The sequence below is a fragment of the Nocardia yunnanensis genome (assembly GCF_003626895.1).
Taxonomy (GTDB): domain Bacteria; phylum Actinomycetota; class Actinomycetes; order Mycobacteriales; family Mycobacteriaceae; genus Nocardia; species Nocardia yunnanensis.
Map to the genome: position 1 here is coordinate 5,548,485 of NZ_CP032568.1, position 26,163 is coordinate 5,574,647.

General features: G+C 68.1%; 26 protein-coding genes and 1 pseudogene. 13 read left to right on the forward strand and 14 right to left on the reverse strand.

Annotation, left to right across the window (positions count from 1 at the left end; all coding sequences use genetic code 11):
* Positions 1–21: 21 nt before the first annotated feature.
* Complete coding sequence (locus D7D52_RS26105; protein WP_120740482.1) at positions 22–954, forward strand: alpha/beta fold hydrolase; 933 nt, start codon at positions 22–24, stop codon at positions 952–954.
* A gap of 6 nt (positions 955–960) precedes the next feature.
* On the opposite strand, the gene D7D52_RS26110 is transcribed toward D7D52_RS26105, so the two are convergent.
* Together D7D52_RS26110 and D7D52_RS26115 are read right to left on the reverse strand one after the other, a co-directional pair.
* Complete coding sequence (locus D7D52_RS26110) at positions 961–1,602, reverse strand: TetR/AcrR family transcriptional regulator (RefSeq protein ID WP_120740484.1); 642 nt, start codon at positions 1,600–1,602, stop codon at positions 961–963.
* A 53-nt stretch (positions 1,603–1,655) separates the two neighbouring features.
* Positions 1,656–2,225, reverse strand: a complete 570-nt coding sequence (locus D7D52_RS26115; protein WP_120740486.1) for a PadR family transcriptional regulator — start codon at positions 2,223–2,225, stop codon at positions 1,656–1,658.
* 79 nt (positions 2,226–2,304) lie between these two features.
* Here D7D52_RS26115 and D7D52_RS26120 point away from each other — a divergent pair, with 79 nt between their 5' ends.
* The 5 genes from D7D52_RS26120 (at position 2,305) to D7D52_RS26140 (ending at position 6,343) form a co-directional block, all read left to right on the forward strand.
* Positions 2,305–2,691: an NYN domain-containing protein gene (locus D7D52_RS26120; protein ID WP_425464692.1), complete on the forward strand. Its 387-nt coding sequence runs from the start codon at positions 2,305–2,307 to the stop codon at positions 2,689–2,691.
* 85 nt (positions 2,692–2,776) lie between these two features.
* A complete protein-coding gene (locus tag D7D52_RS26125) occupies positions 2,777–4,216 on the forward strand; it encodes a hypothetical protein (protein WP_246023298.1) in 1,440 nt (479 codons plus the stop codon).
* 2 nt (positions 4,217–4,218) lie between these two features.
* The gene (locus D7D52_RS26130) at positions 4,219–4,635 is read left to right on the forward strand and encodes a FixH family protein (protein WP_222932676.1); all 417 of its coding nucleotides are present in this window, start codon (positions 4,219–4,221) and stop codon (positions 4,633–4,635) included.
* Positions 4,636–4,679: 44 nt separating this feature from the next.
* Positions 4,680–5,801 (forward strand): hypothetical protein, encoded by a 1,122-nt coding sequence (locus D7D52_RS26135; protein ID WP_120740492.1) that lies wholly within the window; start codon positions 4,680–4,682, stop codon positions 5,799–5,801.
* Entirely contained in the window at positions 5,798–6,343 is a 546-nt protein-coding gene (locus D7D52_RS26140; protein WP_162958541.1) for a hypothetical protein, read from the forward strand. Before D7D52_RS26135 ends, D7D52_RS26140 begins: the two co-directional genes overlap by 4 nt.
* Positions 6,344–6,370: 27 nt before the next feature.
* Here the strand turns inward: D7D52_RS26140 and dprE1 are convergent, their stop codons facing one another.
* The 4 genes and pseudogenes from dprE1 to D7D52_RS26155 form a co-directional block, all read right to left on the reverse strand.
* Complete coding sequence (dprE1, locus tag D7D52_RS26145; RefSeq protein WP_162958542.1) at positions 6,371–7,744, reverse strand: decaprenylphosphoryl-beta-D-ribose oxidase; 1,374 nt, start codon at positions 7,742–7,744, stop codon at positions 6,371–6,373.
* A 56-nt stretch (positions 7,745–7,800) separates the two neighbouring features.
* Positions 7,801–8,190 carry a DNA polymerase gene (locus tag D7D52_RS40190; protein ID WP_342775293.1) on the reverse strand — a complete coding sequence of 130 codons (390 nt, stop codon included), beginning with the start codon at positions 8,188–8,190 and terminating at the stop codon, positions 7,801–7,803.
* Between the two features lie 62 nt (positions 8,191–8,252).
* A pseudogene (locus D7D52_RS26150) lies at positions 8,253–9,590 on the reverse strand (bifunctional 3'-5' exonuclease/DNA polymerase); the annotation flags it as partial.
* A gap of 419 nt (positions 9,591–10,009) precedes the next feature.
* Complete coding sequence (locus D7D52_RS26155) at positions 10,010–10,486, reverse strand: carboxymuconolactone decarboxylase family protein (protein ID WP_120740496.1); 477 nt, start codon at positions 10,484–10,486, stop codon at positions 10,010–10,012.
* A 153-nt stretch (positions 10,487–10,639) separates the two neighbouring features.
* Between D7D52_RS26155 and D7D52_RS26160 the strand changes: the two genes are divergently transcribed.
* Positions 10,640–10,846, forward strand: a complete 207-nt coding sequence (locus D7D52_RS26160) for a sigma-70 family RNA polymerase sigma factor family protein (protein ID WP_120740498.1) — start codon at positions 10,640–10,642, stop codon at positions 10,844–10,846.
* A gap of 5 nt (positions 10,847–10,851) precedes the next feature.
* On the opposite strand, the gene D7D52_RS26165 is transcribed toward D7D52_RS26160, so the two are convergent.
* Positions 10,852–11,877 carry an alpha/beta hydrolase gene (locus D7D52_RS26165; protein WP_120744474.1) on the reverse strand — a complete coding sequence of 342 codons (1,026 nt, stop codon included), beginning with the start codon at positions 11,875–11,877 and terminating at the stop codon, positions 10,852–10,854.
* Positions 11,878–12,147: 270 nt separating this feature from the next.
* Here D7D52_RS26165 and D7D52_RS26170 point away from each other — a divergent pair, with 270 nt between their 5' ends.
* On the forward strand, positions 12,148–12,654 hold the full coding sequence (locus tag D7D52_RS26170; RefSeq protein WP_120740500.1) for a WKL family lipoprotein: 507 nt from the start codon (positions 12,148–12,150) through the stop codon (positions 12,652–12,654).
* A gap of 7 nt (positions 12,655–12,661) precedes the next feature.
* On the opposite strand, the gene D7D52_RS26175 is transcribed toward D7D52_RS26170, so the two are convergent.
* A complete protein-coding gene (locus D7D52_RS26175; protein ID WP_222932677.1) occupies positions 12,662–13,480 on the reverse strand; it encodes a DUF1152 domain-containing protein in 819 nt (272 codons plus the stop codon).
* Between the two features lie 230 nt (positions 13,481–13,710).
* Between D7D52_RS26175 and D7D52_RS26180 the strand changes: the two genes are divergently transcribed.
* Complete coding sequence (locus D7D52_RS26180) at positions 13,711–15,699, forward strand: HNH endonuclease signature motif containing protein (protein ID WP_120740502.1); 1,989 nt, start codon at positions 13,711–13,713, stop codon at positions 15,697–15,699.
* Positions 15,700–16,115: 416 nt separating this feature from the next.
* Here D7D52_RS26180 and D7D52_RS26185 read toward each other — a convergent pair whose 3' ends face one another.
* A complete protein-coding gene (locus D7D52_RS26185; RefSeq protein WP_120740504.1) occupies positions 16,116–16,649 on the reverse strand; it encodes an AAA family ATPase in 534 nt (177 codons plus the stop codon).
* Between the two features lie 121 nt (positions 16,650–16,770).
* Between D7D52_RS26185 and D7D52_RS26190 the strand changes: the two genes are divergently transcribed.
* Genes D7D52_RS26190 through D7D52_RS26205 form a run of 4 tightly spaced genes read left to right on the forward strand, consistent with a single transcriptional unit; the run spans position 16,771 to position 21,002 of the window.
* Positions 16,771–18,126 (forward strand): glutamine synthetase family protein, encoded by a 1,356-nt coding sequence (locus tag D7D52_RS26190; protein WP_120744475.1) that lies wholly within the window; start codon positions 16,771–16,773, stop codon positions 18,124–18,126.
* Entirely contained in the window at positions 18,107–18,850 is a 744-nt protein-coding gene (locus tag D7D52_RS26195; protein ID WP_120740506.1) for a gamma-glutamyl-gamma-aminobutyrate hydrolase family protein, read from the forward strand. The genes D7D52_RS26190 and D7D52_RS26195 overlap by 20 nt, the downstream gene beginning before the upstream one ends.
* Entirely contained in the window at positions 18,847–20,208 is a 1,362-nt protein-coding gene (locus D7D52_RS26200) for an aldehyde dehydrogenase family protein (RefSeq protein WP_162958544.1), read from the forward strand. Before D7D52_RS26195 ends, D7D52_RS26200 begins: the two co-directional genes overlap by 4 nt.
* A 26-nt stretch (positions 20,209–20,234) precedes the next feature.
* Entirely contained in the window at positions 20,235–21,002 is a 768-nt protein-coding gene (locus D7D52_RS26205; RefSeq protein WP_120740510.1) for a 3-oxoacyl-ACP reductase, read from the forward strand.
* 1 nt (position 21,003) lies between these two features.
* Here the strand turns inward: D7D52_RS26205 and D7D52_RS26210 are convergent, their stop codons facing one another.
* The 5 genes from D7D52_RS26210 to D7D52_RS26230 form a co-directional block, all read right to left on the reverse strand.
* The gene (locus D7D52_RS26210) at positions 21,004–22,557 is read right to left on the reverse strand and encodes an amino acid permease (protein ID WP_120740512.1); all 1,554 of its coding nucleotides are present in this window, start codon (positions 22,555–22,557) and stop codon (positions 21,004–21,006) included.
* A 109-nt stretch (positions 22,558–22,666) separates the two neighbouring features.
* Positions 22,667–23,329 carry a response regulator gene (locus D7D52_RS26215; RefSeq protein ID WP_120740514.1) on the reverse strand — a complete coding sequence of 221 codons (663 nt, stop codon included), beginning with the start codon at positions 23,327–23,329 and terminating at the stop codon, positions 22,667–22,669.
* Complete coding sequence (locus tag D7D52_RS26220; protein WP_162958545.1) at positions 23,311–24,456, reverse strand: sensor histidine kinase; 1,146 nt, start codon at positions 24,454–24,456, stop codon at positions 23,311–23,313. Before D7D52_RS26220 ends, D7D52_RS26215 begins: the two co-directional genes overlap by 19 nt.
* A gap of 28 nt (positions 24,457–24,484) precedes the next feature.
* Positions 24,485–25,186: an ABC transporter permease gene (locus D7D52_RS26225; RefSeq protein ID WP_120740518.1), complete on the reverse strand. Its 702-nt coding sequence runs from the start codon at positions 25,184–25,186 to the stop codon at positions 24,485–24,487.
* A gap of 33 nt (positions 25,187–25,219) precedes the next feature.
* Entirely contained in the window at positions 25,220–26,128 is a 909-nt protein-coding gene (locus tag D7D52_RS26230; protein ID WP_120740520.1) for an ATP-binding cassette domain-containing protein, read from the reverse strand.
* Positions 26,129–26,163: the final 35 nt, after the last annotated feature.

Below are 26,163 nucleotides of genomic sequence, written 5' to 3' on the forward strand. Positions count from 1 at the left end.
CGGTCGCGAGGTGGACAACCGGTGCAGGGCTCACAACTGGTGGACGAGTGGAAGCGGCTCGACAATGCGGAGGTCTCGGCCAACGGGATCGATCTGCATGTGGTCGAGCACGGTGCGGGCGTACCGGTGGTGTTCTGCCACGGCTTCCCGGAACTCGGATTCTCCTGGCGGCATCAGGTTTTCGCGCTCGCGGCGGCGGGTTTCCGCACGCTGACCCCGGATATGCGCGGCTACGGCGGCAGTTCGCGCCCCGCGGGGCCCGAGGGCTACGACATGCTCACCGTGGCCGCGGATCTGGTCGGCCTGCTCGACGCCTACGGTTTGGCCGATGCGATCTTCGTCGGCCACGACTGGGGCGCGTCGGTGGTGTGGCATCTGGCGCGCCAGTATCCCGAGCGGGTGCGCGCGGTCGCGGGTTTGAGCGTGCCCGCGACACCCCGCTCCTCGGGCCCGCCGACGGCGATCATGCGATCGCGGCTGGGCGAGGACTTCTACATGATCTGGTTTCAGCAGCCGGGAGTCGCCGACGCGGTGCTGAATGCCGATGTGCGCCGGACCCTGCTGCAGGACGACATCATCAGTTCCCGCAATTTCCTCGACACCGACACCCCCGAACCGCCGCTGCCGGAATGGCTCAGCGCGGCCGAATTCGATTACTACGTCGAGGCTTTCACTGAAACCGGGTTCACCGGCGGCCTGAACTACTACCGGAATCTGGATCGCACCTGGGAGACGACCGCTCACCTCGAGGGCGTCAAGATCGAGCAGCCGTCGCTGTTCATCGCGGGTTCGGCCGATCCGGTCATCCAGTTCACCCCGGCGCACAAGATGGGCGCACTGCTCAGCGACCTGCGCGGCTCCCTCATTCTCGAGGGCGCGGGCCACTGGATTCAGCAGCAGCGACCCGACGAGGTCAATGCCGCCCTCATCGAATTCGCCCACGGCCTGGACTGATTGCGCCTATTCGGAGGTCAGCCGCAGCGCGTTGACCCACAGCTCGGTCAGCGTCGTCACCAGCTTCTCGAACGGAATCCGCTGATTCTGCACGAAGACCAGATTCGCCATCCGGCTGACCATGCCCGACAGCGCGTGCGCGGTGATCATCGGATCCAGGTCCGCGCTCGCGCGCCCGGCCTGCTGCAGGTCGCGAATCATCCGGGCATTGCGTTGCGCGAACGCTTTTCCGCGTTCGACACGCATGCGGCGGAAATTCTCGTCGATGTGCGCCACCTGCTCGAACAATGCCATCAGCCGCGCATTGCGCTTGTAGGACAGCAGATAATCGCGATTGGCGGCCTCGATGAGCGCGCGGGTATCGGTGATGCCGCTGCGTTCCCGCACATGCGGGTGCAGCATTTCCTCCGACACCTGCTCGACCAGGGCGGCGAAGATCTCTTCCTTGCTGTCGAAGTAGGTGTAGAACGAGCCCGACGCCATACCGGCCGTCTTGGAGATATCGGCGATCTTGGCGTCCAGGTAGCCGTCGCGCTCGAATACCTCGCGGGCCGCCGCGATCAGGGCGCTGCGGGTCCGCTCACCCCGTTTGGTGCGCGGGGCGGCGCGACGGGATTCGCTCTCGCCTGCCCTCGGTTCGGACGCCAACGCTGATCACTGCCTGTCGTTCTGCGGACTACGTTTGCCAGGCGGACACCGTATCAATTCGCGGGCTGCGCGCCCATTCGCCGGTCGATCACCGGCAGCGCGAACTCGGCCCAGCGAATGTTCTCCTGCTCGAAGGCGATTCCGCGCAGCAGGCTCAGATACGGCCCGATCCGCTCGACCTCCGCCAGATACGCCTGCTCGCTGCGCCCGTCCAGCAGCCGGCCGCGCAACCGCTCGTAGCGGGCCAGTTTGGCGCGCGACCACTCCAGCTTGGCGGCGATGGCGGACCGCACCGCCGGCGCGTCCTCGGCCGCCATGGCCTGCACCTTCACCATCATCTCGTCGCGGATCGCGGTGGGTTTGGCAGGCTCGGCCACGAATTCGCGCAGCGCCGCCCGCCCGGCCGGGGTGATGGCGTGCAGGCGCTTGGTGGGACGCCGTTCCTGCTCGACCACCCGCGTTTCGATCAATCCCGCGGCGGCCATCCGCTCGAGTTCCCGGTAGAGCTGCTGCGGAGTGGCCTGCCAGAAGTTGGCGACCGAGGCGTCGAAGCCCTTGGCCAGGTCGTAGCCGGAGGCCTCACCCTCGAGCAGGGTCGCGAGGACCGCGTTGCGTAGCGCCATCCGCTCAGGCTACCCAGTCAACTAATTGACTGTGCCCGGCCGGTCGCTCGATGGACCGGGCGTGCGGCCGGGCAGACTGGTGCCCGTGGATGCTGCCGAGCGGTTGATCGTGGTGGACGCCGCCAATGTCGTCGGATCCCGGCCCGACGGCTGGTGGCGCGACCGGGCCGGCGCCGCGCGGCGACTGCTGGCCCAGTTGAGCGTGCTGCGCGATCTCCTACCCGAGATGACCGAAGTAGCGGTGGTGCTCGAAGGCGCGGCCAAACCGGCCGCCGATATCGAACACGACGGATTGCGCGTGGTGCTCGCAGACCGTTCCGGCGACGACGCCATCGTCGAACTGGTCGCCGCCGCCCGCGTCCCCGACATCACCGTCGTCACCGCCGACCGCGAACTCCGCTCGCGCGTCCAGGCTTTGGGCGCCACCACCGTCGGGCCCACCTGGCTGTGGGACTTCTTCCGCTGAGCGTCGCGGGGGCGGGGTTCACCCTGACCGCGCATCCCCCGTGGGTGGGATTCGCCGGCGCGAATTATTCGGTAGCTTCGGAACGGTGCAGTCGCCGTTGATCGTTCGTTTGCGCGGTGTATGCCTGGTGGTGGGGGTGCTGTGCGCGTCACTGTCGGGTCTCGCCGTGCTCACCGCGCCCGCCGCTCACGCCGACGGGGCGGTGAGCGGCGGCGATCTGACGGTCGCGCAGTCGCTGGGGGCGCGCGAACTCAGTGTGATCGTGCGGCGCTCCGAGCCGGGTCCGCTGCGAGTGGACGTGGTCACGCACACCGGGACCGCGCCGGGGACCTTGACCTTGAGCGCCGCGCCGGTGGATCGGGGTGGCGAGACCTCCTCGGGCACCGTGGCGCTCGGCGCGCAGCCGGGACCGTATTCGGCGACACTGCATGTCGATCACGCCGGGCCGTGGGAGCTGACCGTCAGCGACGGGCAGCGGACCGCGCGGATTCCGTTCCTGGTGGCCGCGCGGATCGTGACGCCGTGGGAGCGGGCGGCCTACGGCGGATTCTTCGCCGCGGGCGTGCTGCTGCTGGTGGCGCTCGCGACCGCCCTGATCTCCAAACGCGGCTGGCCGACACTGATTCCGGTGGGCGCGTTGCTGGTGGCGCTGACCGTCGGCGCCACGGGAGCGGTGCTGTCGGGTCGAGCGCCGCAGCCACGGGCGGCGGGAAGCCTGTTGGATCCGACCTCGGGGAACATCGGAAACCCTTATCCGGAGCGGGATCTGCCGCTGACCACGAATTACTCGCGGCCGCCGGTGAACCTGACGGTGCGTGCCGGGCGGGCGGCGGATGCGGCGGGCACCGAAGTGCAGCTGTCACTGAGCGATTCGGCGACCGGGCGGCCGGTGGATGATCTGCTGGTCACCGACGACGCGCTGCTGCATCTGATGGTGGTCGGACCGGGCGGGCGGTTCTGGCATCGGCATCCGATCCGCGTCGCGCCCGGGGAGTTTCGGGTCGAGTTGGGGCTGGGGGAACCCGGCGACTATGCCGTGGCCGCCGAGATCGCCCGGCGCGGCGGGGGCGTGCAGTTGCTGCGGGCGGCATTGCCTGTCGGCGGCGAATCCCTCGCCGGCTCAACCGACCCTGGCCCGCTGGGTTCCACCACGCTCACCGTCACCGACGCGGTCGCAGGTGAACCGACGACGCTGACCGCTCCGTTCGGCGGTGCGGCGGATCTGCAACCGTGGCTGGGGATGCTCGGCCATCTCATCGCGGTCGGGCCGCTGCCCGAGGGGACGGCCACGGGGGCGGCCGCCGCCACGGCCCCGGTCTGGGCCCACGCTCACGCCATGCTGCCGCTGCCCGCCCTCGGCACGCAGCCGCCGGACGAGACCGTCGCCGCCTACGGCCCGAATGTGGCCTTCACCTTCACTTTTCCGCTGCCCGGCCGGTATCTGGTCTGGGCCCAAGCCGAACGGGGGTACTCCGTCATGACCGTGCCCGCCACCATCGACGTCCGGGCGAGAGCCCAGGGATGAGCGTGCGACGGCAAGTGACGCCGCGCCGGGCGGTGATCGGGGCCGTGCTCATCGTGATCGCGGCACTGGCCGCGTGGTGGCTGTGGCCGTCCGACAGCGCGAAACCGGTGTCGCGCAGCACCGCCGGGCCGTATCTGGTGGCGCTGCGGGTGGATTCACCGCACACCGGTGACAACACCGTCGACCTCGACGTCACCGATCAACAGGGCAATGTGGTTGCGCCCGATCGTATTTCGGTGGAACCGGCGATGCCGCAGATGGGGCACGCGCTGCCGCCGAGCCCCGCCGCCGCCGCCGTCACGCCCGGGCACTATCGCGCGACGGTGAACCTGCCCATGCCCGGGCAATGGGAGATCGCCGTCAAACTCTCCGGCGCGCCGGGAACCGGGAGCGCCACCTTCTCCGTCCAAGCCAATTGAACCTTCGAAACACGTCCATTCGATCCGACATCTGGAGCCACCCAATGGATCTCACCGCCACCGGGCGCGGCGTCACCGCCACGGCGACCGCGCCCCTCACCCTCCGGCCCTGGTTACCCGCGGCCATCCTGTTCACCGCCAGTATCACCTTCTCCATCGGATCGACCTGGGATATCCAGTGGCACTCCGATGTCGGGCCCGACACCTTCTTCACGCTGCCGCACCTGTTCATCTACGCCAGCGCGGCGGTGGCCGGATTCACCGGGCTCACCGTCATTCTCGTCACCTCGGCGGCGGGACGGGCGGGCCGGCGAGTGGACGGGGAACTGGGCGGGCCCGGTATCGGGGTGTTCGGGCGCACCTTCACCGCACCGCTCGGCTATATGGTGGCGTCGCTGGGTGCGGCGTCGTTTCTGCTGTACGGATTGTGGGATCTGTGGTGGCACAGCCTCTACGGGTTCGACGCGGTCATCGACTCGCCGCCGCACATCGGATTGTTCCTGTCCAGCACCGTGATCTCGGTGGGCACCGTGATCGTGTTCGCGGCGGCGCGGGCGCATCGGTGGGGATGGCTGGGCGCGCTGTTCGCGCTGGCGCACCTGGTCACCAACAGCACGGTGACCGCGCTCGCGGTGCAGCGGCTCAATGCCGGCAACATCCGCTGGACAGTGGTGGTGACCGCGTTCATGGTGGTGCTGCTGCTGGTCGCGGGTGCGGGCTTCCTGCGCTGGGGCGCCACCGTGACCGCCGTGTTCGGCTCGGCGACGCAGGCGGTGTTCTGGTGGTTCGCGCCGTGGGCCGCGCGCACGTACGCCGACTTCGTGGGATTGCCGATGCGCGAACACATTCGGGCCATTCCGTCGACTCCGGCGCTGATTCCGTTCGTGTTGATTCCGGTCGGCCTCGTCATCGACCTGCTGCTGCGGCGCACCTCGGTGGGCGCCCGGGGGCTGCCCGCCGTCGCGGGCGCCGTGGGCGGGGCGATCATCGCGGGCTGCAACCCGGTGCAGAACCATATCGTCTACGACGCGCCGATTGCCCAGGCCTCGGCCATCCTCGCGACCGTCGTCGCGGCCGCCCTGTTCGCCGCGCTCGGCGGGTTCCTGGGCTGGCGCTTCGGCGGCATGCTGCGGTTGACCGCCCCCAGCCAGGAGGCCCTCGCATGATCAAACGCCTATGCACCGCTGCCGCAGCGGTTTTCGCGGTGCTGGCCCTGTCGATGACCGGGGCGGGCACGGCTGCCGCCTACGAGCCGGTGAACATCGTCCACACCGAGCACGTGCAAGCCGGGCCGTACTCGCTCACCGTCGGGTTCAGCCAATGGCCTTTGCGCGCCATGCAATCGCTGGACTTCACCTTCATCCCCGACGGCGGCATCGCCGACAAATCCGGCACCCTCACCGAGATCCAGCCGAACGGAAAGGTCCGCCGTGAGGGACCGCTGTCCCGGCATCCCCGCAAACGGGAGGACTGGGGGCTGGACGTGCGGTCGCTGGATCAGCAGGGCGACTGGACCTTCCGCTTCACCATCGACGGCCCGCAGGGTCGCGGCCAGGGCGACCTCACCAGCCTTCCCGTCCTGAAACAGCCGGGGCCACCGCTGGGAATCAGCTGGGCGGTCAGCAGCATCCCGCTGCTGGGCCTGATCGTGTTCCTCTCCTACGCCTGGCGCCGCACCCGCCCCGCCGCCGTCCCACACCCCGCCTAGCCCCCGCCTAGCTCCCCTAGTCCCCGCCTAGCTCACAGCCGTCGAGGTCAGACGAAGGCGGCGAGCCAAGTCCGACACGAAGACTCCTTCCGGGTCGACCGTGTCGCGGACCCGCCGCCATTCGTCCAGGCGCGGATACATGGCGCGCACCATGTCGGGGGTGGTGCGCGAATCCTTGGCGAAATACAGCCGGCCGCCCGCGTCGAGGACGCGCTGGTCGAGCTCCGCGCAGAATTCGCCCAGGCCGGGCTTCAGCGGAAAGTCCAGGCTCAGCATGAAACCGGGATGCGGCCAGGACAGCGGGGCCGGATTGCTCGCGCCCATCCGCTTGAAGACATTGAGGAACGAGCGGTGGCCCGAATGCGCGATCGCGCGAACCGCCTCGGCCAGTTGCGCTTCCGCACCGTAGGGCATCGAGAACTGATATTGCAGGAAGCCGCGCTGTCCGTAGGCGCGGTTCCACTCGCCCATCAAATCCAGCGGATGATAGAACTGCGTCAGGTTCTGGATCCGCCCCCGAGACCGCTTCGGATAGAAGCGATACGCGACCTCCGCCGCGAGCCGGGTGGTGAGATTGTTGACCATGCCGTTGGGAAAGACGTCCGGCACGGTGAACAGTTGCGGCGCATCGAATTTCAGCGGGTTTCGCCGCAGCTTCGCGGGCAGCTGATCCAGGGTGGCCAGCGAGCCCCGGCTGAATCCCGCCCGCCCCAGCTTCGCGCCGGTGCTGATGGTGTCGGGCACCGACATCGAATACTCGTAGCCGTCGTCGGAGCCGCCGGTCAGCAGTTCCATGGTCTCGTCGAGGCTGTCGGTGCGGTCGTTGTCGACGAGGAAATAGGCGGTCTCGGTGTGCTTCATGCGAACCCGCGCCCGCACGATGATCCCGGTGAGTCCCATACCGCCGACCGTGGCCCAGAACAACTCTGCTTCCGGGCCGTCGGGGGTGAGGGTGCGCACCGCGCCGTCGGCGGTGAGCAGGTCGAGGGCCAGCACGTGATTGCCGAAACTGCCGTGCGAATGATGGTTCTTGCCATGGATATCGGAGGCGATGGCGCCGCCGACGGTGACCTGGCGGGTGCCCGGCAGCACCGGCACCCACAAGCCTTGCGGCAGGACCGCTTTCATCAGGGTGTCGAGGCTGACGCCGGCGTCCACGTCGACGAGGCCGCTGTCCGGGTCGATGCTGTGGATGCGGTCGAAGGCGGTCATGTCGACGACCAGGCCGCCCGCGTTCTGCGCCGGATCGCCGTAGCTGCGGCCCAATCCGCGCGCGATGACGCCGCGCGAGACCGCCCGCCGGATCGTTTGTGCCACCGTGTCCAGGTCGGGGGTCGAGAGCACCTGGGCTACCGAGGATGCCGTACGGCCCCAGCCGGACAATGGACGTTGATCGATCACCGATCCCCCTTGGATGACATTCACCGTCGCCACCGTAGCGGCGGCGGGGCGCGGCGTCACTTCGCGTCGGCGTAGCACTCGACTATGGCTGTGGTGAAGGGGAATTGGACGGGGGTGGGGCCGAAAGCCAGGTGGGCGGCGGTGTCGGCGGCGGAGGTGATGAGGCGGGCGACGGTGTCGGCTTCGGATTCGGGGCAGTGGACGATGACCTCGTCGTGCTGGAAGAACACCAGTTCGGCGCGGAGGCCGGCCTGGTGGATGGCTTGGCGCAGGCCGGCGAGGACCAGCAGCGTCCAGTCGGCGGCGCTGCCCTGGACGACGAAATTGCGGGTGAAACGCCCACGCGCCCGGGCTCGGGCCGAACCGAATGCGGTGGGGGCGTCGGTGTCGGTGTCGTCGAAGGCGGCGACGGGCGGACAGGTGCGGCCGAGCCAGGTGCGGACCAGGCGGCCTCCTCCCCCGCGTGCGCGGCGTCGTCGACATAGGCGACGGCGGCGGGATAGCGGCGGCGGAGTTCGGCCATATGGGTGAGGGCGTCACCGGAGGTCTGGCCGTAGATCGCGCCCAGCATGGCGACTTTCGCCTGGGCGCGGTCGCCGCCGAAGGCGCGGGCGGCCAGATCGGCGTAGAGGTCCTCGCCGCGACCGGCCACCTCCATCAGGCCCGGATCGCGCGAGATCGCCGCCAGCACCCGGGGTTCCATCTGATCGGCGTCGGCGACCACCAGCCGCCAGCCCGGGTCGGCGCGGATGGCGCGGCGCACCAGCTTCGGAATCTGCAGCGCGCCACCGCCATTGGCGGTCCAGCGACCGGTCACCGTGCCGCCCGGCAGATACTCCGGGCGGAAGCGGCCCTCGTGCACCCACTGATCGATCCAGGACCAGCCGTGCGCGGTGTAGAGCCGGTAGAGGGACTTGTAGGCCAGCAGCGGGGCGACGGCCGGGTGATCGATCTCCTTCAGCTCCCATTTCCGGGTGGAGGACAACGAAATTCCGGCGCGGGCGAACGCCTTGATGATGTCGTTGGGCAGATCCGGGCGCACCCGGAAACCGAACGCCCGCGACACCTCCTCGGCGAGTTCGGCCATCCGGCGCGGTTCGCCACCACCGGGCATGCGTTCACCCAGCGTCTCGTCCAACAGTTCCCGATGCAGGTCCGCCCGCCACGGAATTCCCGCCCGCGACATCTCCGTGGCCACCAGCAAACCCGCCGACTCGCCGGCCAGCAGCATGCGCATGCGCTCGGGATGTTCGGTACGGGCGGTACGCCGCACCTGCCCCGCGTACACCTCGAGCAGCGCGGTGAACTCATCGGTGCCGGAAGGCAATGGGACCGGCCCGGATTCGAACAACGCCGGTTCGGTATCAGCGGCCCGAATCGGCGCATCCGCCGGAACGGGCAGCCCCCTCAACCGCGCCCACGCCGCCGCCAACGACCGCGGCTGCCCCGCCTGCCCCTCCTCATGCCCGATCAACAACGCCTCCGCCGCCTCGACGTCATAGCAACGATCTACCCGCACCCCCGCCCCCATCAACCGCCGATACACCCCCGTGGTCGACCGCCACACCCACCTCTCCACCTCCGGCCGCCCCCGCACCGTCTCCGCCACCCCCGCCTCATACACAACCTCACCCGCCGCCCGCCCATCCGCCCCCAACGGACACACCAGCACCCCGCCCCCCTCGCTCTCCGCCAACGCCCATCGCACCCCCGGAGTCTCCCAGCCCCCACAGACAATCCCCCGCAGCCAGGCCGAACAATCCCCCACAGCCGAACAGGCCACCCCACCCAACCGCACCGAACAATCCCCCGCGCAGCCGGACGGGCCACCCCGACCCAACCGCACCGAACAACCCCTCGCGCAGCCGGACCCGGGGCACTCTCACACAGCCGGGCCGGGCAACCTCACACGCTGGCCAGGGCGAACTCGCACAACCGGACAGGACAGTCCCACGCAGCCAGGCCAGACAATCCCGCACGACTGGGCTGGGCAATCCCACATAGCCAGGCCAGGCAAACCGGCACAACCAGGCCCGCTTCCCCAACGCCGCCATCCAAATCGGGGCAACTGCCTGGAATTCCCGTAGCCGGACCGGGCAATCCCGCGCGGCCAGACCAGCCAAACCCGCACAACCAAGCCAGCCAGACGCGCACAAGCAGGTCGGACAATCCCGCCCGGCCGCCCGGACTTTCCGCGCGGCCGGGCTGGGAGCGCCGCGCAGTTGGGCAGGATCGTGCTGAGGCGGGGTCAGGGAGCAGGGTTGGTCAGGTGGTGTAGGTGCCCGCGGCGTAGCTTCCGCCCTTCTGGGCGAGCATGACTCCCATTCGGTTCGCGGCGTTGATCATGGCGATGTCGGCGACCAGGGCGGCGAGTTGGTCCTCGTCGTAGTGCTTGCGCACCCACTGCCAGGTGTCGTCGGAGACACCCGGGGGTGCGTCGGCTAGTCGGGTGCCTTCCTCGGCGAAGGCGAGGGCGGCCTGTTCGGCGTCGGTGAAGACCGTGGATTCCTGCCACGCGGCCGTGAGATTGATGCGGACGGCGGGTTCGCCGAGGGCGGCCAGTTCCTTGGTGTGCACGTCGACGCACCAGCCGCAGCGGTTGATCTGGCTGACGCGCAGATTCACCAATTCCTGGGTGGTGCGCGGGAGGGTGGATTGCAATACCAGCATGCTGGCATTACCGAAGCGCTTGGCGAACTTGCCGCCGAAATCGTTGGCGGCCAAGTTCATACGGGGTTCCATGTGTTCGTTCTCCTCGATCGTCGGCGGGGACGACCATGAGTTGCCGACCGCCCGGCCACCGTGACAATCCAGCCTTGTGACGCACGGCACAGCGCCGCCGTTGTCACAATTCGCCCGCGCCCGGCACTGACGCCCATCACCGGCGCGGATGACGTGGCCGCCGCGCTATCCCGGCTCGGGACGGCCGCCCTGGAGTTCGCCCAGATCAACGGCCATCCCGCGCTGATCGTGCGCGCCGGTGCGGAGATCGATGCGGTGGTCGCGGTCCACCTGGCCGACGGCCGCATCACCGGCCTCTACGCGGTCCGCAACCCCGGCAAACTCTCGGGCGTACACGAGGAGACCGCGCTGTCCCGTTGAGCCGCTCAGGTATTCAACGCACTGAGAATGTACGGGCGAGCCTTCCACAGCTCTCCTTCCCAGTACTTCCACGAGTGGGTTCCCGCGACCGGGAAGTCGTAGACGGCCGGGATGTTCAGCGACGACAGGCGCGCCTGGAGTGCGCGGGTCCCGACCATCGCGAGGGATTCGATCCACATGGCATCGAAGGTGTCGACCACGGCACCGGCCGAATTCGGGCGATCGTATTCCCCCGGCAGGCCGGTGGCGGCCGAAATGTACATGGGCACACCGCGCAACTGCGGCGCGAACACGAACGGATCCATCCGCAGCCAGGTCGGGCTCCACGGCGGGGCCAGGGAGTCACGGTTGAACTGGCCCGCCGAGAGCATCATCACCCGCATGGCCTCCGGCATGCCCGGCGCGGTCAGGTTGAGCGGCCCAGAGAAGGAGGAAGCGTGTTTGAACTGTTTGGGGTAGAAGGCCGCCAACCGCAGCGCCGCCGGCCCGCTCATCGACAATCCGGCCACCGCATTGTCGGTCCGCGAAACACCGTATCCGGCAAGGAAGTCCGGCAGCTCCTTGGTGAGGAAGGTCTCCCACCGGTAGGTGAACTTCTGACCGTTGGTGTTGCTCGGCGACACCCAGTCGGCATACCAGCTGGATTGACCGCCCACCGGCATCACCAGCGTCACATCGTCGTTCTCGAACTGCTGCATGGCATTGGTGTTGATGACCCAGGCGTTCTGGTCATCACGCGCACGCAGCCCGTCGAGCAGGTACAGCGCCGCACCGCCGCCGTTCTTGGCCCACTGCACCTGCACTTTGACCGGCCCCATGCTCGAGGGCACCATCAGCTCCTCGAACCCGCCCGCCGGGGTGCGATGCACCGGGCCGGAAATCGGTGCGGCGAGCACGATTTCGGGCGTGGCCACGGCAGACGCGGCCGGAATGGCCAGCGCCCCGACGCCGACGGTCAACAGGCGCGCTCCCCAGCGCGAACGGATGCGGTGTCGCCGCGAAACACGCGGCAGCCTCGGGACGAAAGGCATCGAGAGTTCCCCTCCTCTTCCACGGCGCTCACCACCGTGAAAGCTGCTGTCGTCATCGACCCCGACCTCGATGAGTGAAGCGCAGTCCATTCAAACTTGCGCGGGCAGAACACTATTCGATGCCAGCGGTTATGACAAGATCACATCAATAGACAACGTTCAGCAACTCTAAGAGCGCGGTGAGACCATGGTGAGGATCCAGCCCGAAAGACCACGTGGTCGGGTTCCCGGCGCTGACTTCCGGTCGCCGTGCCAGTAGCCTCGCCGTTCGTGAACAAGTCTCAGAAGATCGGGCGCCTCGCGATCGCCGGCCTGGCAGTCGTGACGGCCCTGGGTGTGTCCGCGTGCGGCAGCGGGGACAAGCCCGGCACGAAGCCGGCCAAGACCAGCAGCTCCAAGGCCACCGCCGCCGCCCAGGCCACCTACCCGCCCGCCCCGACCGCGGCCGACCTCAACACCGAACTGCAGACGGTCGTCAACCCCGACATCCCGAACGAGCAGAAGCTCGACTACATGCAGGGCATCGCCGCCGACCCGACGCTCCCGAACCGCCTGGCCGAGTTCTACAAGCAGTCCAACGCCACGGTCACCGTCACCGGCGTCACCGACCTCGGCAACGGCACCCTCACCGCCGACGCCGAAGCCGCGATCTCGGGCGGCCAGCCGCAGAAGGCCGTCGTGCCGTTCGTCGTCGAAGACGGCAAGTGGAAGGTCCAGAAGGACTGGATCTGCAACATGCTCTCCCTCGGCAACCAAACTTCCCCCGCCTGCAGCTGATTTCCGCTCAGTGCGGAATGGCACGTCGTGCTCGCCTGGTCACCGCATTGCGGAACCGGTCGATCACGACGTGCACGTCGAACCCGGTTTCGGTGTCCGCCAAGCAATCCAGATAATGAACCGACGCCGCCAGGACAGCCAAGTCGACCGCGAAGTACACGCACATCAGCGAATTGACGAACAACTCACTGCCCGCGATCTCGTCACTCACCGCCACATTCCCGAATTCACCCCGTAATGCGGCCGCGATCTGACCATTGACAATGCTCGTCCGTCCCGGTGTCTCGGCCCGCGCGTGCGCCACCGCATCCAGGTACGATCGCGCTTCGACCGAATCAGACGGAATCGACAGCGCCCCAAGATATCCCCCGGCCCGATCCAATGCCGCCAGGTTTTCCAGCACATGCGCGTGGCAGACGCCGTGATAGGCGTCGATCCCGAACCCGAGACAGACCACCACTCGCTCCACGCCCTCGATCCCCGCGACGGCGGCCAGGCTGGCCATATCCTCTTCCGGCGTTCCGATACCGGACTCGTCGCCGCGCATGAGAATGTCGGTGCCACCGTCCACGAGGACGATCGCGTCGATATCCAAGTGGCGCACCAGTTCTCGGTATGCGTCGCGCAAGGGGCGGACGCCAACGGTCGGGAAGGCGTACACCACGGGAGGCAAGTGTTGGGACTCGAGCCAACGCGCCAGTGTGCGTTCGGGGAAGTACTCGCCAGACCCGATACTCGTCGGCCCCACCTTGGCGACGCCAGGCGCCAGCCAATCCTCGGGGGCTAGCTGTTCGAGCTCACCGAAAGAAAGATTCGCGAGGTGCACCCGTTTCCCAGGGCGCGCAACGCCGATGCCAAGGGCAAGCCGGCGTACACGTCGAAACCCCCTCCAGCACCGGCGATAAGGATATTCGAGGCAGATCTCAATCGAGTAAACAACGGCGGTTCCGATAACGAGTGCATGACACAAGCATAGTGGGCACAGACATTCTGAATATCCTTATATCACTTGCCAATTCAGTTCCCCCGAGCCGAATTGATTGATAGAATGGAGGCATGAATTCGATGGGGGTGACATTCGACAACTGCGGCATCACCGAACTGGTGACCGCAGTAGAAACCCTCTCGACCACCCTCGCTCACGCCAGCCTCACCCCGTTCACGGATGCCGACGTGGTGGCGTTGATGCAGCAGTTGGAAACCTGCAAGCGCAAACTTTCGGCGCTGGATTCGAAGCTGATCATCGAAGCCTCGGATCGTTCGTTGCCGGAGGCCAGTGGTGCGGGCAAGTTGGTGCCGTTCCTGCGTCAAACCCTGGGCCTGTCCGCGCACGACGCCTCGGTGCGGGTGAAGATCACCCGCGAATGCGGCGAGTTCACCGAACCCAACGGCCGCCCCCGCCCGGCGGCTTTGCCGGTGGCTGCGGAAGCCTTTGCGGCGGGTGCGCTCTCGCGTGACCACGTCCGCCACATTGTCGACATCATGACGCATTTGCCCACCGACATCCCGGTCGAGACTCGGGTGGATGTGGAGCAGGTGCTGGTGGAACAGTCTTGTGAGGGTTTGTTCCCCGACGACCTGCCCAAGATCGGCCGCGAGATCATCGCGCGTTTGGATCCGGACGGCACGGTGATCAATGATGCCGACCGCCGTCGCCGTCGCGGTTTGGTGATCGGTCGGCCGGGTGTGGATGGCATGTCGTGGGTGGAGGGCTGGATCACCCCGGAGCTGCGGGCCTGCTTGGATGCGGTGCTGGCGAAGTTCGCTCGCCCGGGCATGTGCAACGCCGACGATCCCGAAAGCCCTGGCGTTCCGGGTGCTTCCAGCGCTGCCCGTACTCCTGGTGCTGTCGTTGCGCCCGACTCCATCGCTGCGTCTGGCGCTGCTGTCTGTGCCCTGCCCGGTCCGGCTGTGACCGGCGCGGTGGTCGCGGGTGGCGGCGTCGGTGCTGCAGTCACCGACGTTGTGAACACCAGCGTTGCGGCCACCAGTGTGGTGACCGCCGGCCCTGCCGCCCACGGCGTGGCGGTCGAAGGCGTTGTCGCCCAAGGTTTCGCCGCCCAGGGCGTTGGCGGCCAGGGCCTCGCGACCCGGGGTGTTGGGGCTAACGGCGCTGCCGCCCAGGGTCCTGCCACCCACGGCGTAGTGGCCGAAGGCGTTTCCGCCCAGGGATTTGCCAGCGAGGGCCTTGCCGTCCACGACCTTGCCGCCCACTACGCGGTGGCCGAAGGCGTTGCCGCACAGGGTTTCACCGCCCAGGGTCCTGCCGGACAGGGTGTTGCCGCCCAAGGCCGGTCCGCCCAGGACGTTGCCGCCACAGGTGGTGGCGAGGCCCGTCCCGCCACTGACGCGGTCGCCGACTCCACTGTGCTGGAAGCCGCCGCGCGGCGTGACCGGCGCGATGCCGGGCAACGCAACCACGACGCGCTGCTCGCCCTGCTGCAAGCCGGGGTCGACATGAACAAGCTCGGCACCCATCGCGGACTGCCCGTCCAGATCACATTGACCATGAGCCTGGCCGACCTCGAGCGCGGTGCCGGGATCGCGACCACCGCCACCGGCGGACACGTCTCCATCAACGAAGCACTCAAAATGGCCGCCGGCAGCAAACCGGTGCTGGCCGTGCTGGATGGGGATGGGATTCCGCTGTACCTGGGGCGTAGCCGCGAACGGCTCGCCACCCCCGGGCAACGGCTGGCGTTGATCGCCCGCGACAAAGGCTGCACCCACCCCGACTGCGACGCACCAGCAGCGATGTGCGCTGCCCACCACGTAGTCGATTGGGCCAAAGGCGGTCCCACCGATCTCGACAACCTGGCGTTGGTGTGCGATCACCACCACGCCCTGGTCAACGACAGCGAGTACGGGTGGACCACCGTCATGATGGGCAAGGATTCCCCGCATCGCGGACGGGTCGGCTGGATCGCACCAGCGGTCATCGATCCGTCGCGTACGCCTCGGGTGAACGAGAAACATCACGCCGGGCAGCGGGTCGCCACTAGCATCGCCGCACGCTGCCACCAGTGGGGTCCACAAGCCGCATGAACCCGGGGCCGCTCGAGCGACCCGGGCGTGCGCAAAGCCAACAGAACAGTGTGGTGGCGTCGCCTGCCCTGCCGGACCGGGGCTGACGCCCAGTCGCGAGCCGTAGCCGGCGATTCCGGCCCACGGACTGCACGCATCACCTTCTCGAGACAAACCGATCAATTGCACACCGCGAAGCCCCTCCACTCGGGGGATTCCGCCAAAGCGCAAGCGCTGCAAGTTCTTTGACAACTCCACAGAGACAGATTCACGGCCGGTGGGCGAGTGTGCTGGTAGGTGAGCGAGGATACTGGGTGGGTGTGCTGGGAGGTGCGAGCTGTTCCCGGTGGCGGCTGGTGGGTGAGGGGCCTCGCAGGCTCGGCCACCCTCTCTCCCTCCTCCAGGCCGTCTTTTTCTTTTCTTCTTTGGGTTTGTTCTTATCTCTTGTTCTTTTGGGGTTCGGCGCGGGAGAGGATCTCGTCGACCGTCTCGTTGACGGTGAGGTTGGAGCTGTCGAGCCAGAGGCCGAGTCGGGGGGTGATTTTGCGGAGGCCGGTGTCTAGGTCGGCGACGGTGAAGGTGCCGTAGGCGGATTTCGCGCGGGCGGCCTCGCGTTGGGCGACGGATTCTGGGGTAGGGGCGAGGACGATTACGTAGAGGGGGTTCGTTTGGATTTGGCTGATCAGGTACGGGAGCATGTCGCCGAGTACGACGTCTTGAATGATTGCGGTGAAACCCTCTGCCGCGTAGGTGTCTGCGGTTTGGGCGGCGAGGCGATGACGCAGGCGGAGTTGTGCGAGAGCTTCCGGGCTTGGGTTGGGTGACATCTCCTCGCGGCCACTCACCACGAAACGTCGGAAGGTGTCGCCGCGGATGTGAGCCGAACGAGGTAGCCGTTCGGCGAGCGCCTGGGCGACGGTGGATTTGCCTGCGGCCTGGATGCCGGTGATCAGGTATACGGGAGCGGGCATGGGGTCGACGGTACCGGCGGGGACACGCGGATGATCTCGTGGCCTATTCGGGCACGCGTGGGGGGTGGGGTCGCTTAGCGTGGGGGCGTTGACGTCGAGAGGGGTCGTGATGCGGGCCGGAATGCTGGATGTGACGGAGCTGGTGCGGCAGGTCGAGGCGGGGGCGATCGACACCGTATTGGTGGCCATGACCGACATGCAGGGCAGGTTGCAGGGGAAGCGTTGTTCGGCACGGTATTTCGTGGAGGAAGTGCTGGATCAGGCGACCGAGGCCTGTAACTATCTGCTGGCCGTCGATGTGGAGATGACCACGGTCGACGGGTACGAGATGTCGTCGTGGGAGACGGGATACGGCGACTTCGTACTGCGGCCGGATCTGCGGACGCTCCGGCTGGTCCCCTGGTGGCCGGGCACGGCACTCGTGCTGTGCGACGTCGAGCAGGTGGATCAGCACGGGAAACCGGGACAACCGGTGACCGCCTCACCCAGGCAAGTGCTGCGCGCACAGCTGAAACGCCTGGCCGAGCACGGGTTACACGCCTACGTGGGAACCGAACTGGAGTTCCTGGTCTTCGACGACACCTACGAACACGCCTACCGCACCGGCTACCGCGACCTGACCCCGGCCAATCAGTACAACGTCGACTACTCGATGCTGGGAACCGGGCGGATCGAGCCGCTGCTGCGCCGTATCCGCACCGAAATGTCCGGCGCGGGAATGTATGTCGAGTCCGCCAAGGGCGAATGCAATCCGGGCCAGCACGAGATCGCCTTCCGCTACGACGAGGCGCTGGTGACCTGCGACAATCACAGCATCTACAAGACCGGCGCCAAGGAGATCGCCGCCCAGGACGGCCGCAGCCTCACCTTCATGGCCAAATACAATGAGCGGGAAGGCAATTCCTGCCACATCCACGTCAGCTTGCGCGACGACGAGGGCAAGCCGGTGTTCGCCGACGGCGACGGCCCCTCGGCGCTGATGCGGCACTTCATCGCCGGACAGCTGGATTGCCTGCGGGAACTGATCTACTTCCTCGCCCCGAACATCAACTCCTACAAGCGCTTCCAAGCGGGAAGTTTCGCACCGACCGCCCTGGCGTGGGGCCGCGACAACCGCACCTGCGCCCTGCGGGTCGTCGGGCACGGGCCGTCGCTCCGGCTCGAGAACCGGATTCCGGGCGGCGACGTCAACCCGTACCTGGCCGTCGCCGCCGCCATCGCCGCCGGCTTGCACGGCATCGATCAGCAGCTGCCGCTGGAACCGGAATTCCACGGCAACGCCTACCGCTCGCAGCGCCCCCGCGTCCCCCGCACCCTGCGCGAGGCCGCCCAGCTGTTCGGGGAGAGCAAGGTCGCGCAGCAGGCGTTCGGGCAGGATGTGGTGCGCCACTACCGCAATGCCGCACAGGTCGAACTCGACGCCTACGACGCGGCCGTCACGGACTGGGAGCGGGTGCGTGGCTTCGAACGACTCTGACACCGCGCCCCGGCCCGTCATCGGACTGCCCACCTATGCCGAACGCACCCGCTTCGGGCATTGGGACGTGGACGCCGCCGTCCTGTCACGCACCTACATCGATCTGGTCGGGCGGGCGGGCGGCATCCCGGTGCTGTTGCCGCCCAACGGAACACCGCGCCCCGAGCTCGTCGACCGGTTGGACGGGCTGGTGCTCACCGGCGGCGCGGATCTCGATCCGGCCCGTTACGGTGCGACGTCACACCCGGCCACCAAGGCGCTGCGCCCGGACCGCGACGAGTCCGAGTTCGGTCTGTTCGCACTGGCGCGGTCCGCGGGCCTGCCGGTGCTGGCGATCTGCCGGGGCCTGCAATTGGTGAACGTCGCGCTCGGCGGCACACTGCTGCAACATGTCCCGGACGTCGTCGGGCACAGCGACCACTCTCGCAGTCCCGGCGTCTTCACGGTCACGACCGTCGCCACCGTGCCCGGCAGCCGGACGGCCGCGATCGTCGGTCCGGAAGTCGAGGCGCACTGTCATCATCATCAGGCCATCGACCGGCTCGCCTCCGAGCTCACCGCCACCGCGCACGCACCCGACGGCATCATCGAGGCGGCCGAGACTCGCGCCGGCCCGTTCCTGCTGGGCGTGCAATGGCATCCGGAGGAGAACGCGACCGACGCCCGTCTCATGCGGGCCCTGGTCGAGCAGGCGACACAGTACGGAAAGGAGCGCAACCGGTGACAATCACCGAGGTCGTCAACCCCGCCACCGAGCAGGTGGTGGCCACCATCGAACTGGCCGACGCGGCCGCCACCGACGCCGCCATCGCCCGCGCCCAGCGAGCGTTCGACACCTGGCGGACCGTCTCCCCCGGCGATCGAGCACGGCTGCTGCGCCGCTTCGCCGACGCCGTGGACGCGGAGAGCGAGCAGCTGGCCCGGCTGGAGGTGGCCAATGCCGGTCACACCATCGGCAATGCCCGCTGGGAAGCCGGCAACGTCCGTGACGTGCTGCACTACAGCGCGGGGATGCCGGAACGGCTGCTGGGCAATCAAATTCCGGTGGCCGGCGGCGTGAACGTCACCTTCTGCGAGCCGCTGGGCGTGGTCGGCATCATCGTGCCCTGGAACTTTCCGATGCCTATCGCCGCGTGGGGGTTCGGGCCGGCGCTGGCCGCCGGGAACACGGTGGTGCTCAAACCGGCGGAATTGACACCGCTGACCGCCATCCGGCTCGGCGAACTCGCCCTCGAAGCCGGGCTGCCGGAGCATGTGTTCCAGGTGATTCCAGGCAACGGTTCGGTGGTCGGGTCCCGGTTCGTCACCCATCCGGCCGTGCGCAAGGTGGTGTTCACCGGCTCCACCGAGGTCGGCAAGCAGATCATGGCCGGCTGCGCCGAGCAGGTGAAGCGGGTGACACTCGAACTGGGCGGCAAGAGCGCCAATATCGTGTTCGCCGACGCCGACCTCGAACGCGCCGCCGCCACCGCACCGTACGGGGTGTTCGACAATGCCGGGCAGGACTGCTGCGCGCGTTCGCGGATCCTGGTGCAGCGCAGCGTCTTCGACAGGTTTCTGGAGCTGCTGGAACCGGCCGTACAGGGTGTCGTGGTGGGCGATCCGTCCGAGGCCGCCACCGAGATGGGCCCGCTCATCTCGGCCGCGCACCGCGACCGGGTCGCCGAATTCCTGGAGCCGTCCACCAAGGTGGCCTTCACCGGCACTCGCCCCGACGGTCCCGGGTTCTGGTTTCCGCCAACGGTGGTGCTGCCCGCGAGCCCCACCGAACGCGTGCTGACCGAAGAAGTGTTCGGCCCGGTCGTGACCGTGCTGCCTTTCGACGACGAGGCCGACGCGCTGCGGCTGGCCAACGACACCGACTACGGCCTGTCCGGCTCCATCTGGACCTCCGACGTCGGCCGGGCGCTGCGGGTGGCGCGCGGGGTCGAGGCCGGGAATCTCTCGGTGAATTCGCATTCCTCCGTGCGGTATTGGACGCCCTTCGGCGGTTTCAAACAGTCCGGCCTGGGCCGTGAGCTCGGGCCCGACGCCGCGCGCGCGTTCACCGAAACCAAGAACGTCTTCCTCGCCACCGAGTAAGCATCCACCCCCTGACCGAAGGAGATATGTTGCAGCGCTTACAGGATCGCGTCGCGGTCGTCACCGGCGGCGGCAGCGGCATCGGCCTCGCCACCGTCCGGCGCTTCGCCCAGGAGGGCGCCAAGGTCGTGGTCGCCGACATCGACGCCACCGGCGGTGAGGCCGCCGCGGCCGAGGTCGCCGGCCTGTACGTGAAGGTGGACGTCACCGACGAGGAGCAGGTGCGCGCCATGTTCCAGACCGCCGTCGACACCTACGGCGGCCTCGACATCGCGTTCAACAATGCGGGAATCTCTCCGCCGGAGGACGATTCGATCCTCACCACCGGGCTGGAGGCGTGGAAGCGGGTGCAGGAGGTCAATCTGACCTCGGTCTACCTGTGCAGCAAATACGCCATCGAGCACATGCTCGTGCGGGGTAAGGGCTCGATCATCAATACCGCGTCGTTCGTCGCCGTCATGGGCGCGGCCACCTCGCAGATCTCCTACACCGCCTCCAAGGGCGGCGTGCTGTCCATGAGCCGCGAACTCGGAGTCCAGTTCGCGCGCCAGGGGATTCGCGTAAACGCGCTGTGCCCGGGACCGGTCAACACGCCCCTGCTGCAGGAGCTGTTCGCCAAGGATCCCGAGCGCGCGGCCCGTCGGCTGGTGCACATTCCCACCGGCCGTTTCGCCGAACCGGAGGAAATCGCCGCCGCCGTGGCCTTTCTCGCCAGCGACGATTCCTCCTTCATCACCGCCTCGCAGTTCCTAGTGGACGGCGGCATCTCCGGCGCGTACGTGACACCGATCTAGCTCAGGCGATGACGGGAGCCTCGGTCCCCGGCGGTTCGTCCACGGTGCGCTTCGGCCCGGTGAACCAGCGCCGGGCCGAGGCGAACCACCAGATCGTGATCGCGCCGACCACCAGCACCAGCGCGATCGGCGCGTAATTGACCGCGTTCCAGGTGAATCCGTCCACCCACGGATAACCGCGGTCGTCGGTCGGCAGGATGAACAGCACGCTGATGATCACGATCCAGATCAGCGCGATGATCCCGACGGGCCGATACCAGCGCCCCAATTGCCAAGGCCCCGTCTGGAATCGGTCACCGTGCCGCAGCCGCAGCAGCACCGGCAGCCCGTAGGCGATGTACAGGCCGATGGTGGCCACCGAGGTGGCGGCGGCATACGCGGTGGGCGCATTGGCTTCCGGCACCAGCATGGACGGAATCAGCAGAATGAACGCGAACACCGACACGAACAGCACCGCGTTCACCGGCACCTTGCGCCTCGACAGCGACGACCACAGTTTCGACCCGGGCACCGCGCCGTCCCGCGAGAACGCGAACAGCATCCGCGAGGCCGCGGTCACCGAGGCGTAGCCACAGAACAATTGGGCCACCGCCGCGACGATGAGCAGGAACCCCGACCAGAACGAATTCAGCGAATTCTGCAGAATGTAGATGACCGGGTAGCCGCTGTTCTTGTCCGGATTCAGCGAATCATCGAGATTCGGGATGGCGAACGTCACCGCCATGATGAGCAGATAGCCCGCGATCGCCGACACCACAATCGTATTGATGATGCCCTTGGCCGCCATGCGCGAGGCGTCGTGCGTCTCCTCCGACATGTGCGCCGAGGCGTCGTAGCCGGTGAACGTGTACTGCGCGTGCAGCAGACCGAGCAGGAAGCTGAACGCCACCCCGCCGAAACCGATCGCGCTGTTGTCCACCGTCTTGGTGAACACGAACCCGATGCTCTGGTGATGATTCGCACCGAACCCGAGCACCAGCACGAACAGCGCCACGCCGCCCACATGCCACCACGCCGACACATTGTTGATGACCGCCGACAGATGCGGCCCGATGGCGTTGAGCACCGCGTGCAGCACGATGATCCCGGCGAAAACCAGGAAGATGGTGGTCCGATCGACCCCGATGTCCCAGCCGATCACATTCAGCACGGCGGTCGTGAAAATCGCTGCCCCGTAATCGATGGCGGCGGTCACCGCGACCTGTCCGATCAGGTTGAACCAGCCGGTGAACCAACCCCACACCGGTCCCCCGAGTTCCGAGGCCCACCAGTACAGGCCGCCGGACGTCGGATACGCCGAAGCCAATTCGGCCATCGCCAAACCGACGAACAACACCATCACCGAGACCAGCGGCCACCCCCACGCCATGGTGATCGGCCCGCCGTTCTGCAGGCCGATCCCATAGCTGGCCAAGCCGCCGGTCAGAATCGAGACAATCGTGAAACTGATGGCGAAGTTGGAGAATCCCGACCACGATCGAGCCAATTCCTGTTTGTATCCGAGTTCGGCAAGCCGGCGTTCGTCGTCACCGGATGGAGGCTGGTTTGCGTTCATACGAGCTCCCGAGTGAAAACGCCGCCCTCACACGGCGTTTGCGTGGAGCCCAGTGTGCGGGAACACCAACCGGTCCGCAGCGCAACGCGCAAACTTCCCGCGCCGCGCGTCAGGCCAGGCCGGCGCGCAGCACCAGAATCGCTATCTGCGTGCGGTTTTCGAGCGCCAGCTTGGCGATGATGCGGCTGATGTGAACCTTGACGGTGGATTCGCTCATGTGCAGGGTGCGGGCGATCTCGGCATTGCCCGCGCCGGTCGCGACCGCCAGCGCCACCTCGCGTTCCCGGTCGGTGAGCTGGTCGAGCCGGGCGAGGGCGTCGGGCTGCTGAGCGCCGGGCCCGGTGGCGAAGGCGGTCAGCATGCGTTTGGTGATGGCCGGGGCGAGGATGGCGTCCCCGGCGGCGACCACCTCGACGGCGCGGGCCAGCTCGCGGGGCGGAGTGTCCTTGAGCAGAAATCCCGCCGCGCCGGATTCCAGTGCGGCGTAGACGTATTCGTCGAGACCGAGGGTGGTGAGCACGACCACCGCGGGCGGGTCGGGCAGGGCGCGGACACGGCGGGTGACCTCGAGACCGTCGACATGCGGCATCCGGATGTCGGTGACCACCACATCCGGGCGATGCCGGTGCACGAGGTCGACGACGGCGCGGCCGTCGCCGTCCTGGGCCACCACCTCGATGCCGCCACCGGCCTCCAGGATCATGGCTATGCCGGAACGCACCAGCTCCTCGTCGTCGAGCAGCACCACCCGGATCACGAACCCTCCTGCCATGGGAACGATGCGTGCACCCGATACCCGCCGCCGGGCAGCGGACCGGAATGCAGTGCGCCACCGGCCAGCTCGACTCGTTTGCGCATGCCGACCAGCCCGAATCCGGAACCCGCGGCGGCCAGCGCGGTCGGATCACCGCGCCCATTGCGGACATCGACGTCCAGCCGGTCGCCGAGCGCGGCGATGTCGACGCGCACCTCGGCTCCGGCGGCGTGCTTGGCCGCATTGGTCAACGCTTCCTGAACCACCCGATACGCCGCCCGGCCGACCGGTCCGGCCACCGGTGGCAGCACGGCGGGCGCGGTGAGTTCGACCTGCTGCCCGGCGGCCACCGCCACCTCGACGAGTTCGGCGATGGCACTCAGGTCGGGGGCCGGCCGCAAGGGAACAGGACCGGTATCGTCGCGCGGCGCACCGGCTTCCGAGGTGCGCAGAATCCCCAGCAGCTCACGCATCTCGGTGAGCGCCCGCGAACCGGTGGTGCGGATGGTCGCCGCGATCTCGGCCGGCTTGCCGTCGGCGGAGACCTCGAGCGCCCCGGCCAGCACGGTGATCTGCGAAATCCGGTGCGCCACAATATCGTGCAGCTCGCCCGCGATACGCAGCCGCTCCGCCTCCACCGCGGCCGCCGCGCGCAGATCGCGTTCGCATTCGGCCTGTTCGGCGCGGTCGCGCAAGGCCGCCACGGTTTCCCGGCGCTGGCTGGTCCACAGGCCCAGCAGCAGCGGCACCGAGAGCACGACCGCCATGATGGCGGTGCGGCCGAAGAACAGCGCCGGGTACGTGCTCGCACCCCACGGCACCGCGAGAATCAGCAGCGACCCGGCGACGGACAGCCAGGTCGGCCGCCGATTGCCGTATCGATCCGCGACCGTGAAAATCCCCAGCACCACCGGTCCGGCCGCGCCCACCAACACGAATCCGAGCACCGCGACCGCGAGCACCGCCAGCGGGCGCACCCGCCGCACCAGCAGCACGACAGCGACGGTGATCGCCACCGGCGGGCCCGCGGCCCCGGGCAGCAGCCCCATCGAGGAGGTGTGCACTTCGTCGAGCGCCGTCACCCCGAAGATCACAGCGAGCAGGACGTCGAGGATCACCCTGCCGACCCGTCGCGTCCCGCTCACTCTGGCAACCCTAGTCGGCGCGGCATTCTCACACGTCGCGACGCGCATGCAGCACCGCGCCCGTTGTTAGCAAACCCGCGGTGAGCGCGAACAGCGGCAGCACCAGCAGCGCCGCGTTCCCGCCGCCCGGCTGCACCGCCTGCCCCGCCGCCAGGAACGGCATGACCCGCAGGTTCGCTCCGGCCAGCACCGCACCGGTTTCCACCACGGTCGGGAAACCGATGGCCGCGACCATGGCGACCGTGGCATTGCGGGTGATGGCGGCCACCCCGAGGCCCGCCAACGCCGCCAGCGTCACATACACCGGCATGCCGGCGAAAGCGTAAGCCAGGCGCGAGGTTTCGTTCGGCACGGTCGAGACCGCGGCCTGCACGAGCACCGTGACACCGGCCAGCGCGACACCGTAGAGCGCGGCGAGCACACCGGTGGTCAGCGCCTTGGCCGCCATCACCCGGCCCGGGCGGCGCACGGTGAGCATGGTGGTGGTGATGGTCCCGTACCGGTATTCGTGCCCGAAGGCGTTGACCGCGACGGCGGTGGCGAACAGCGCGGCCAGCAGCAGCGGCAGCCCGTGCACCGAGGCGGTGAACTGCTCGGCGGGCGTCGCGTAATCGCGGCTCGCGGACAGATATGCGATGAAACCTTGCAGCGTGAGGCCGAGGGCCAGCAGCACCCAGGTCGATCGCACGGTGGCCAGGCGGGTGAGTTCGTAGCGAATCGCGTTGTACATGAGGGGAATCCCTTCCAGAAGCAGCAGCGGGTCTCAGGCGGCGATGTGGCCGCGGTACTGGGTGGCGTCGGCGGTGGCGTGGAAGTACGCCTCCTCGAGGCTGGTGCGCTCCTGGGTCAGCTCGGTCACCAGCAGGCCCGCCTGCATGGCCAAGACCGCCACCCGCTGCCGGTCGTCGCCGTCTGCCACGACCGCGCCGTCGGGCTGGATCCGGACCTGGAAGCCATTGCGGCTCAGCATTTCCGCGAGCGCCTGCGGTCGATCGGTGCGGGCCACCAGACGCGGGGCGGAATTGCGCTGCACGAAGTCGGCCACCGATTCCGCGGCCAGCAGCCGGCCGGCGCCGATGACGATGAGCGAATCCGCCAGATGCGCCATCTCGTTGAGCAGATGCGAGGAGACGAAGACGCTGCGGCCCTGGCGCGCAAGCCCTTTGAGCAGATCACGCAGCCATCGCACGCCTTCTGGATCCAACCCGTTGGCGGGTTCGTCGAGGATGAGGGTGGCCGGGTCGCCCAGCAGCGCGGCGGCCAGGCCGAGTCGCTGCCGCATGCCGAGGCTGAATCCGCCCGCCCGCTTGCCCGCGACATCGCACAGCCCGACCAGTCCGAGCACCTCCTCCACGCGCCGCTCGCCGATGCCCGCGCCGGCCGCGATCATGCGCAGATGCCCGATGGCGGTGCGTGTGGGATGCACCGAGCGAGCATCCAGCATCACGCCGACCGATCGCAGCGGGTCGGCGAGTTCGGCGTGGGTCTGGCCGTCGAACAATGTGCGGCCGCTGCCGTGGTCGAGGCCGAGCATGAGTCGCATGGTGGTCGACTTGCCCGCGCCATTGGGTCCGAGGAAACCGGTCACCACGCCGGGGCGCACGTCGAAGGACAGGTTGTCGACAGCCGGGACGTCGCCGTAGCGCTTGCCGAGTCCGCGTGCCTGGATCATCCGGTTCACCTCTCGTCGGTGGGCGACGCGCCGTG